We start from the raw sequence: 10,288 nt of genomic DNA, 5'->3' as shown, positions 1-10,288 counted from the left end.
ACAAATTAAACAATAAATAGATATTTGAATTTACAGCAATAAAACATTAGTAATAAAAAAGAGGCTGATCATGATTTATGATACAGCCTCGTTTTTATGTGCTTTTTAATTCTAAGGCTAAGCCACTAATGAACTAATTAACCAGTGAACCAATGAACTAAAGCAAATCAAACCCGATATCTTTCCTGAAATACATGCCATCGTAGTAAATGCGGCTGGCATCGGCGGTGGCTTGCTGCAGGGCGGTAAACATGTCGTTTTGCAGGGTGGTTATAGCTAAAACACGACCACCGGTGGTGATCACATCCTCGCCCTGGGTACTGGTGCCGGCGTGGAACACAATGGAATCACGCACGTTTTCGGTGCCGGTTATTACTTTATTTTTGAGGTATTCGCCGGGGTAACCGCCTGCAACCATTACTACCGTGGCAGCTGTTTTGGGCGATATGGTTAGCTCCCTTTCGTTAAGGTTGCCTTCGGCAACGCCTTGCAGCAGGTCAACAAAGTCGGTTTCAATGCGGCGCATAACGCTTTCAGTTTCCGGGTCGCCCATGCGGCAGTTGTATTCAATTACCCACGGCTCGCCATCCTTGTTCATCAAACCAATGAAAATGAAGCCCTTATAAGGGATATCATCCTTTTTAAGACCTTCAACTGTAGGGATAATCACTAACTCTTCTACCTTTTTCATGTAGGCAGCATCGGCAAACGGCACGGGCGAAATTGAGCCCATACCACCGGTATTTAATCCCGTATCTCCCTCACCTATACGCTTATAATCTTTAGCTTCGGGTAAAATTTTATAGTTGGTGCCATCGGTCATTACAAAAACCGATAGTTCAATACCTTGCAGAAACTGCTCAATAACCACACTTGAACTTGCATCGCCAAACTTGGCTTCGGCAAGCATTTGGGTAAGCTCTGACTGGGCTTCTTCAAGACTGGTACAGATCAATACACCTTTGCCGGCGGCAAGGCCATCGGCTTTGAGTACTACCGGCAGGCCAGCTGTGGCCAGGTAGGTAAGTCCCTCTTGCAGCGTATCTTTGGTGAAAGTACGGTAGGCCGCTGTGGGCACGCCATGCCTTAACATAAACTGTTTACTGAAATCCTTACTGCCTTCTAACTGTGCGCCAAGCGCTTCGGGGCCAACAACAGGTACGTTTTTCAGCTGCTCATCGGCCAGGAAAAAGTCGTGGATGCCCTTTACAAGGGGTTCCTCGGGGCCAACCAGTACCAGGTTAATAGCCTCGTTAACAACTAGTTGTTTAATGCCCTCAAAGTCGGTAACCTTGATGTTAATGTTGGTGCCGTACTGGTGGGTACCGGCATTGCCGGGGGCAATAAATAACTTTTGGCATTTAGGGCTTTGCGCAATTTTCCAGGCGAAGGCGCTTTCCCTTCCGCCCGAACCGAGGATCAGGATATTCATGGGGCAAAGATAGTTTTTTTGAACCGTTAGTTTGATGATGGAATCAGGGCTTTTCAGCATGAAATAAATACGCCAAAAAAGGAGAAAAAATTGAGACAAATACATACCCTCTGATAAATATTGATCAACTAATTTCAAAAAATATGCAGCTGCGTTCGGCATTCGTCGACACAAAGCAACCATTCATCCGCACATGATATAAATGCGTTGTAACGCCTAATATTTTTAATGTAAATTAACCGTTACAATAGCATTCAATCACCCCTGATAAATTTAAGCAAATGAAAGTATTAAGCCTGCTCATCGCGGCATTGCTGTTCTCGTCGGTTACCTGGCTGGGCGACTTTTCTGAGGCCAGTGCCGAGGCCACCAAACAGGACAAACTTATCCTGGTTAACTTCTCGGGATCTGACTGGTGCGGCCCCTGTATCCGCCTGCGCAAGGAGATCCTGGAATCGGCAACCTTTGAGGGTTATGCCAAAGACCACCTGGTACTGGTACGTGCAGATTTCCCTCGCCAGAAAAAAAACCAACTGGAGGCGGCCCAGGTAAAACGCAACGAAGCCCTTGCCGATAAATATAATCCCGACGGCAAATTCCCCTTCACCCTGCTATTGGATAAAAATGGCAAGGTGTTAAAAACATGGGATGGCTTCCCCGGCGAGTCTGCCAATCAGTTTGTATCCGAAATTAATACCAGCGCCAATGCAAGCCGTTAAAACAGCCAACAGCCTTGCCGTATATAAACGCGCATTGCGTTTGATGGGCAACCGCTTTGAGCTAAGCGTAGTAGGCGATAACGAAACACTGGCCCAGGCACAGATAGATGCCGGCATAGCCGAAATCAGCCGGATAGAAAAGCTGTTCACCACTTTTGCTGACGATAGCCAAACCAACCGGATAAACCAAAACGCCGGCATAAAGCCTGTGCAGGTTGATAAAGAGGTATTTGAATTGGTGGCCCGATCGTTAAGAATTTCAGCTATGACACAGGGGGCGTTTGACATCACCTATGGCTCTATTGATAAAAGCCTGTGGAACTTTGATGTGAACATGAAGCAACTGCCCGATGCCTTAACCGCCCTTAATTCGGTAAGGCTTATCAACTACCGCAATGTGATTCTTGATGCCGCCAATACCACCGTGTATTTGAAGGAAAAAGGCATGCGGATAGGCTTTGGCGGCATAGGTAAGGGTTACGCTGCCGAACGTGCCAAAACGGTTATGAAGGCTGCCCGAGCCATTGGTGGGGTGGTAAACGCCGCGGGCGACCTCACCACCTGGGGCCACCAGCCAGACGGCAGCAAATGGACTGTAGGTATTGCCAATCCCGATCTATCCAACCAGGTATTTTCCTATATGGCCATTACCGATATGGCGGTAGCTACATCGGGCAATTATGAAAAGTATGCTATAATTGACGGCCAAAAATACTCGCATACCATTAACCCGCGTACCGGGCTGCCGGTTACCGGCATTAAAAGCGTTACCATTATTACCACCAACGCCGAAATTGCCGATGCCCTGGCCACGCCCGTGATGATCATGGGTATACACACGGGCATGAACCTTATTAACCAGATTAACCAGGTAGAGGCCGTGATCATCGATGATCAAAACCGGCTTTATACCTCCAATAATATAAATCTCAGTTAACAAATGAAAAATCAATTACTAAAAGCAACGGCTATTGTAGCGGTGATGGCCTCCCTATCATCCTGCGTGCATTTAAAGGAGTACCAGAAAAGCCGGCTTAACGACTCGGAAATGGCGCTGAGCAACCGCAAGGTTGAAAAAAACGAATTGAATTTTCAATCGTACCGTGAGGCTGCTTCGGGCGCCAACGCGGGAAAAACAGGTGGCGGCTGCGGCTGCAATTAATCATATTTAATACCCCCCCCCTTAACCTATATGAAAAAGGTTTATTTATCCGTTTTTGGCTTTGCTATGCTATGCCGCATTAACGGTTACGCGCAAACCCGGCGAGATACTCTTGCCAAAAGCAAAACGCCCTTTAGCCTGGCTACCCCTATTGAAAGCGGCAGCGACACCAGTGCCTACCGCCCCCACCGCTTACGATTAGACGAGATTAACCTGGTAAGCAGCTATTACAGCCAGGATGGTAACCACTCGGCCATTACCGGTGGTATTGGCACCGAAAAGGTGACTGACGTATCTAACGGTATCGACCTTAAATTTGTGTGGCTGGGCCAAAACAACAATAAAAACACGCTCTCGGCCGGCCTGGGCATAGATCATCATACCTCGGCCTCATCGGCCTTTGTAACCACCACCGGCAAGGGCAAAAAAGATGGCACCCGCATTTACCCCTCATTGGATTGGACGCTGGAGAACGCCAAATCTGGCAATACCTTTGGTTTGGGTACTTATTACTCAACCGAATATAATTACAAATCATTCGGGGCCGATGTGCATTTCTCCATCAAAACTGCCGATAAAAGCGGCGAGTTTGGAGCCAAGCTGCAAGGCTATTTCGATCATGTAACGTTAATTTACCCTTCGGAACTGGTGGCGTCGTTAAGTCCCGCTGCACCGGCGGGGGCTACCTACGTTACCACGGCCAGCGGCAACACGGTATTAAGTTCGGGCGGGAGCACCTCATCGGGCCTGGCAACAAGTCCGCGTAATACGTATACGGCGGCGCTGTCTTATACCCAAATCATCAATTCGCGCCTGCAGATCAGTTTATTAGGCGATGTGGTGGCACAACACGGCTACCTGAGCCTGCCGTTTCACCGGGTATATTTTAATACAGGGAAGGACACCATCGAAAAGCTGCCCTCATCGCGGTTTAAGCTCCCCATAGGTATCAGGGCCAATTATTTCCTGGGCGATAACATTATCCTGCGTTCCTATTACCGCTATTATACCGATAACTGGGGCAGCCACTCCAACACGGCCAACCTGGAAGTATCTTACAAAATAACGCCCTTCTTTTCCATTTCGCCCTTTTACAGGTATTATACCCAAACGGCGGCCAAATATTTTGCCCCATATGGCACGCATACCGAAAACGAAACCTACTACACCAGCAATTTTGAATACGCCAAATTCAACAGCCAGTTTTACGGCATAGGCTTCCGCGTAGCCCCGCCGGCAGGTGTTTTTGGCTGGCAAAGCTTGCACGAGTTAGAGCTTAGGTACGGGCATTATACCCAAACTACGCAGCTGACTTCGGATGTGGTATCGTTGAGTTTGGGGTTTAAGTAGGGATGGGGATCGTTGTTATAAGGCAGGAGCGATGGTAAATACATGTCTGGGGTATGCCTGGAAAAAATGGTGATGACATTTTAAAACAAGATCGTCATTATAAGTTTTAAAATCCGGGAACTTTGAAGGAGGAAATGACATATAAATCCCGTCATTGCGAGGCACGAAGCAATCCCCGATTTACAGAGTCGCAGTGCAAATCCGCCCTGTAATTTGGGGATTGCTTCGTCGTTCCTCCTCGCAATGACGTTTTTTTTATATTGATGATCAATAACTTACAGTCACACCATTGTAAGAAGGTACGACGAAGCAATCCCGAACTGTGACATCCGTCTGTTTGGGGAACGAAATTACTTTATAGAAGCGAAAACATCGTCCCGCTCATTCGCCGCGGGAAGGGCTTGTTACTTTTGCTTGATCAAAAGTAACCAAAAATCAAGTCAGCAGAAATGCTTCTTTGCGCTCATGGGCCTTTGCCCCGCAAAACTGCCAAAACCTGGGCTGGAATTATTTTGCCCTCACCCTTCCGGCCTCTGCCGCAAAAACTTCCTATGCCCTGCCGCCACACAGCCCCGCATTGTTTTGGCCGTTTTCGCCGGAAGCTGTTCTGCTGACACTTAGGGGAACACATGAGCTTTTTATTATGAACCACACGCAGCTAAAATCAGTAATGCAAGTAATTATGTGGAAAAGGCAGATATTGATGGAGGTAGAAACTTTGTTTTGACGGATCAAAAGTCCGCCATCGCTCATTTTCGTTACAAAAGACTTTCGCTAACGGGTGCCGAAAAGAATAATTAATATAGATTATTAAATATCAAAAATTACTCTGATATTCAATAATAGATAAACCTAAAACTCTGCATATGGCAACCATAGTTACAACCCTAAATGGCTTACGAACTTTCGCCGCCCCCCCTCAAGTTAATGATATTTATGAAATTACTGATTATGGGACCGGAATCTGGTATTATGACAGCACAGATACCTTTTCAGCAGATAACACAGGAACGGTTGTAGTTTCATCTCCATACAGGTTTAAAAGAATATTTACAGAACCAGCCATAAATATAACCTGGTTTGGAGCTATCGGAGATGGCGTAACAGATTGTTACGATGCAATTCAAGCCACTATTAATTATGTTAATGGAAATGGGAGAATATTAATACCAACAGGAGTCTTTTATTTGAATAAACCGCCGCTCAATAGCACATCGCAAATAATAGGGGCGCTTAAATTACCGGTTGACGCAAAAGGTATAGTTATTTCAGGTCAGGGCAAAAGTTCTGTGATAAAACTCAGTGCTAACGTTCCCCGTGCATTTGATATACCTCTTCCACCCAATATTACAACCGTTTATACATATAAAAATATCGCCTTAGAAAAATTTGATGTTGATGCAAACAACATAGATGGAAATGCCCTGGGTCCGACAGTTACCGTAACTGCGGTAGGTGGCTTGGTTGGTTCTTATTATGAGGTTACCGTTAATAGTTCTGCCGGAATGGTAGGGGCTGGGTTTGTTTTTTATCCTTACTCCAATACGGGAACAGCAAAAGCAATTACTGGTTATTATCAAAAAAAAATAGGATTTGCTAATGTATTACAGCTTATGTTGGAAACCGGAGTAACCCTGGCGGTAGGAGATCTGATAAAAGGCTTTTGCAACATGCACGTACTTATTGGCACCTATTTCAACTCTTACCAATATAATATCAATACAGATAATATAAGGATCACAGACATCGATCTGCTAAACCTCCCGCCAGGGGAAATACCCGTTATGCCATATGCAAAAACACAAACAGGAAGGCAGGGAATCAGGATCAATTCTGGCACCCCTGGTGATATTGGGATTTCTGGCGGGTATGACGGCGTTGTATTTGCTACCAACATTTTAATTGAGCGGGTTAGGGTATATGGTGGAAGTACTGGCATAGTAATTACCGATGCAAGCTCGACCGGAATAAGTCATTACTATATTGATAATGTAACTTTTAGAGATTGTTATCATAATACATTGACAAATTATACAGTAGCAGCAGGAAGTGCAAATTTCCAAATAGGTAACAACGCATATGGAAACACTGTATTGATAGAACGGTGTACGGGACATAATAGCGGAGATGTAGGTATTGAAATTGATAGTTTGGCCAATGGCAAAATTATTGATTGTAGTATATCAAATGCTTGCACCGCCGGGTATTATTTAGTGAACTACAATAAAATATCTACCATTCCAACCCCTATTACAACAACTTTAACCACTTCCATATTAAGTACAGATACCATTCTAACTATAGCAAGTTTTCCTGATGTGGGAAGCAGCGGTTTATTAACAATAGATAGTGAGTTAATTTATTATGACTATACTGATTCTCTTAATTTGAATATAATTAGAGGCTGTAATGGAACTGCTTCGGCGAATCATTCCTCTGGCGCAGCCGTTATGTTCGCTCCTATAACAACAACTATAACAGCTTCCGTGTCAAGTACTGATATGACAATGACGTTGGCGGCCTTCCCAAATGTTGAAAGTAATGGTTTCTTAACTATAGATAATGAATTAATTTATTATAATTATACAGGTTCAACTATTTTAAATTTAGTTAGAGGCTGTAATTCAACCGCTGCGTTAGCGCATGCATCAGGTGCAATAGTTACATTTATTGAGTTAAGTAAACAAAAAACTAAGCTCATTGCCTGCAGTTACATAAATAATGTCCCGGGAAATCTATCAAGAGGTTTTTCCATTGTTACAGCTCTGTCTGGCTTGTATCCATTACCTCCGGTAGATATTGAAAATTGCACTTATACAAGGTTAAATAGTAATAACTTAGGTACAGGAGAGGCGTTTTTTTCTTTAGGTAATCCTGACATAAATATAAATGGCTTTGACTGTAATATAAAAGGAATCAACCAGGAAGCTGCGTCAGTTAGTTCGTATAGTTCAGCTATATATATATCAAACAGCATAAATGCCACCATAATAGCCCAATTACCCGCATCCAATGTTAATATGCGAAATGTTAATATTATTGTCGATGGCATTTTAGATAATTGGGGCTACACAAGATATTGGGATATATTCTTAGAAAAAGGAAACTGGCATTTAGATTGGACAAATATTAATATTAAGAATAATTTATTGACCACTTTTACGGGAAGTTCTGGAGGGATCCAATCAGTAGGTTTAGTATTAGGATCAAATGGTAACCCTAATATATCAGGAGTTATTGATGGGTACAAATTCTCATCAAGTGTAGGTTCTGCATCTCCGGCAGGTATAGTGTTTAGTTCTGCCCCTCTTTTTGGCAGGTTATTAATAAGTAATCCTGATTTTACAGATTTAGTTTATGACAATGCTACAAACAATGATAATTATAAACCCTGGAACATAGATCCGACTTTAGCAACATTTAAAAATGTTATATTTTCAAATGTTAAGCATTCAAAACTAATCGCGTTAAGTGCAGCAAGCCAGGTTAAAAACAGGGTGAGCATTAATTCTAATTATACCGTAAGCCTGGCAGAGGAATATTTAGGAGTTAATACAATAAGCGGGGCTGTAGGCATAGCCTTACCAAGCGTAGAGGCTGGAATAACCAGATCTAAAACCAACTACGGGTATACGCTGATTGTAATTGACGAGACATATAATGCTGCTTTTAATAACATAACAATAACGCCATTTGCGGGAGAGAAGATCAACAATTCAACAAGTCCTTTCGTATTAAATACAAATGGAGGTTTTGTTACGCTCATAGCTATACCAGCAGGCTGGGTAATTGTTACCAATTCATCAGTTACCAGCCTGGCAGATAACACGGTTAACGGCGTAGCTATAACCTGGGCAAACAGAAAAACCATACCAACGCCGACAGTTGTCTTGGGAGCTATCACGCCAAGTAACATAACCAGTTCCGGGCAAATTAACGTGGGTACATCCGTAACTAATCCAACAACAGGCTCTCTGGCTCTATCACGTAATGGCGGACAACAATTTTGGGAACAAACAACCGGAGGAACTGACGAAAAACTTTGGGATATTATTAACGCTGGAAATGTTTTTAGGTTGCGGGCTGTAAATGACGTTAATAGTGCGGCTACCACTTGGATACAAGTAGGAAGAAGCGGTACATCCATTAACTACGTTGCATTTCCAAATGGTCCGGTTGGCATAGGTACAATAGCTTTGGCAGCTTCGGCTAAAGTACAAATTGTAAGTACAACACAAGGGACTGTCCCTATGCCTGTAATGACGACAGGGCAAAAACTCGCAATTGTAAGCCCTATCGATGGGCTGCAGGTATATGATAGCACCCTTCATACCCCATCGTACTATAATGGAACAACCTGGCAAACCTTAATTACACCTGTTGTGGAGATAATAACGACTTCACAAGCTGCATCAGTTGATACAAAGTATATTGCTAATAATGCCGGTTTAGTTGTAATCACACTTCCTACAGCAGCCACATTGGGACAACAGCTACATATTAGAGGCAAAGGTGTTGGCGGTTGGAAGGTAGCCCAAAATTCAGGACAAACTATTCATGGGGCAACAAGCACAACAACAGGCACTTCCGGCTCTATCGCTTCACAATCTCAATATGATACAGTCACATTAGAATGTATCGTTGCTAACAGCGATTTTGTTATAGTTAGCAACACCGGGACTTTGACCATTGTTTAGAGATAAATAACAGTATCAATTAAGGCCATATGTCCGGTTCTGCGGCAGCGTAACAACTAACAAACATTCAAAGCAGGGATTTTTTTCATCCCCATTTATGCCCCTACACAAAACTTGCGTTAAAGGGTTTAAACTAAAAATCCCTTGCAATGGATGGAAACGGATACAAGGTCACGAGTCTAATGCCTTGTGCACTTAGTATACCGGGCATTAGGCATCGCTATGGAAAAGAATCAAGTGTTGAAACGAATTGCTTTTTCCCTTACGCTATCTTTTTGTTTCTCCGTCAGCAGAGCAGCTTTGGGCGAAACCGGCCAAAACAATGCGGGGTTGTGCGGTTGCAGGGCATAGGAAGTTTTTGCGGCGGGAGATAATGAAGGCGAGGGCAAAATAATTCCGGCCCAGGTTTTGGCCGGTTTGCGGGGCACAGGCCTTGCGCGCAAAGAAGCATTTCTGCTGACAGCCGTTTGGTTACTTTGCGGCTACAAACGGCGATTGAGCGAGCCGATATTGTCGATTATAACACAATGCTTCGAGAAGCCTTTATGATGACTCTGTAAGTTGGGGATTGCTTCCTACCTACCCATTCATGCTGAACCTGTTTCAGTACCCCACAGGACAGATTTTCCCCATGATGTATACTTAGTGAGTGGGGTGCCAAACAAGTTCGGGCATGACATTGGGTTTAAAGTTGCTTTTTCATTTCCACCTTCACAGTCCGCGGATTTTAAAACTCGCAATAACCATCCCAAGGGAAGTTACTCCTTGCCTAACATAACAAGTCTGGCATCTGCACAACCTGTCGTAGAGCTTCATATGCGCGTCAACTTCCCAGCCAAAGTCCTCACTCCTTTGTCCAAAAATCCTAAAATCCCGCAGTCTAAAAGTCCTTATTAAAGTAAACCCACAACGTGTAGCTTTAACAATT

Annotated in this window: 6 protein-coding genes; 5 read left to right on the top strand and 1 reads right to left on the bottom strand. The window is 43.8% G+C overall.

The genetic code is table 11. The features are described from left to right. Positions 1 to 157 precede the first annotated feature (157 nt). The gene (purD, locus tag FHS10_RS28205) at positions 158 to 1,432 is read right to left on the bottom strand and encodes a phosphoribosylamine--glycine ligase (RefSeq protein WP_259097483.1); all 1,275 of its coding nucleotides are present in this window, start codon (positions 1,430 to 1,432) and stop codon (positions 158 to 160) included. Positions 1,433 to 1,713: 281 nt separating this feature from the next. On the opposite strand from purD, the gene FHS10_RS28200 reads away from it, so the two are divergent. The 5 genes from FHS10_RS28200 (at position 1,714) to FHS10_RS28180 (ending at position 9,360) form a co-directional block, all read left to right on the top strand. Continuing rightward, positions 1,714 to 2,151 (top strand): thioredoxin family protein, encoded by a 438-nt coding sequence (locus FHS10_RS28200; protein WP_259097482.1) that lies wholly within the window; start codon positions 1,714 to 1,716, stop codon positions 2,149 to 2,151. Next, a complete protein-coding gene (locus FHS10_RS28195) occupies positions 2,138 to 3,088 on the top strand; it encodes an FAD:protein FMN transferase (RefSeq protein ID WP_259097480.1) in 951 nt (316 codons plus the stop codon). The genes FHS10_RS28200 and FHS10_RS28195 overlap by 14 nt, the downstream gene beginning before the upstream one ends. A 3-nt stretch (positions 3,089 to 3,091) precedes the next feature. Continuing rightward, on the top strand, positions 3,092 to 3,313 hold the full coding sequence (locus FHS10_RS28190) for a DUF4266 domain-containing protein (RefSeq protein ID WP_259097479.1): 222 nt from the start codon (positions 3,092 to 3,094) through the stop codon (positions 3,311 to 3,313). A 30-nt stretch (positions 3,314 to 3,343) separates the two neighbouring features. After that, positions 3,344 to 4,663: a DUF3570 domain-containing protein gene (locus FHS10_RS28185; RefSeq protein WP_259097478.1), complete on the top strand. Its 1,320-nt coding sequence runs from the start codon at positions 3,344 to 3,346 to the stop codon at positions 4,661 to 4,663. An 866-nt stretch (positions 4,664 to 5,529) separates the two neighbouring features. After that, entirely contained in the window at positions 5,530 to 9,360 is a 3,831-nt protein-coding gene (locus tag FHS10_RS28180; protein ID WP_259097476.1) for a putative phage tail protein, read from the top strand. Positions 9,361 to 10,288: the final 928 nt, after the last annotated feature.

Origin of the sequence: Mucilaginibacter dorajii, assembly GCF_024808255.1 — a bacterium.
Taxonomy (GTDB): domain Bacteria; phylum Bacteroidota; class Bacteroidia; order Sphingobacteriales; family Sphingobacteriaceae; genus Mucilaginibacter; species Mucilaginibacter dorajii.
This window is presented reverse-complemented; position numbering and strand designations above follow the sequence as displayed.

Excerpts from the sequence above, each read along its gene's own strand:
- purD (WP_259097483.1), bottom strand. The coding sequence starts at position 1,432 with ATGAATATCCTGATCCTCGGTTCGGGCGGAAGGGAAAGCGCCTTCGCC.
- FHS10_RS28200 (WP_259097482.1), top strand. The coding sequence starts at position 1,714 with ATGAAAGTATTAAGCCTGCTCATCGCGGCATTGCTGTTCTCGTCGGTT.
- FHS10_RS28195 (WP_259097480.1), top strand. The coding sequence starts at position 2,138 with ATGCAAGCCGTTAAAACAGCCAACAGCCTTGCCGTATATAAACGCGCA.
- FHS10_RS28190 (WP_259097479.1), top strand. The coding sequence starts at position 3,092 with ATGAAAAATCAATTACTAAAAGCAACGGCTATTGTAGCGGTGATGGCC.
- FHS10_RS28185 (WP_259097478.1), top strand. The coding sequence starts at position 3,344 with ATGAAAAAGGTTTATTTATCCGTTTTTGGCTTTGCTATGCTATGCCGC.
- FHS10_RS28180 (WP_259097476.1), top strand. The coding sequence starts at position 5,530 with ATGGCAACCATAGTTACAACCCTAAATGGCTTACGAACTTTCGCCGCC.